This is a genomic window from Roseivirga ehrenbergii (assembly GCF_001593005.1).
Classification (GTDB): domain Bacteria; phylum Bacteroidota; class Bacteroidia; order Cytophagales; family Cyclobacteriaceae; genus Roseivirga; species Roseivirga ehrenbergii.
In genome coordinates, this window is sequence record NZ_LQZQ01000022.1 from 1 (window position 1) to 221 (window position 221).

Consider the following 221-nt stretch of genomic DNA (forward strand, 5'->3'; position numbering starts at 1 on the left):
ACAGTGCTTCATCATTGCCTGTGCCTAAGCTGTAACTAACGGTGTTGGCATCTGTGGCTGCTACCGTGTAGGCCGTGCCGGTTCCATTTTCTGCAAAGTTGGCTGTGGTGGCAGAAGTGAACACCGGGTCAGTATCATCCACATTGGTCACTGTAATGGTCACGTCCTGATTCACAGAGTTAACACCATCGCTAGCAATTACATTGATCGCATAGTCATTA

At 48.4% G+C, this 221-nt stretch carries 1 protein-coding gene; it reads right to left on the reverse strand.

Features of this window, described 5'->3' with window-relative positions; translation table 11 throughout:
- Positions 1-221 (reverse strand): hypothetical protein (locus MB14_RS09130; protein WP_157716562.1); only part of this gene is annotated, 221 nt, incomplete at both ends.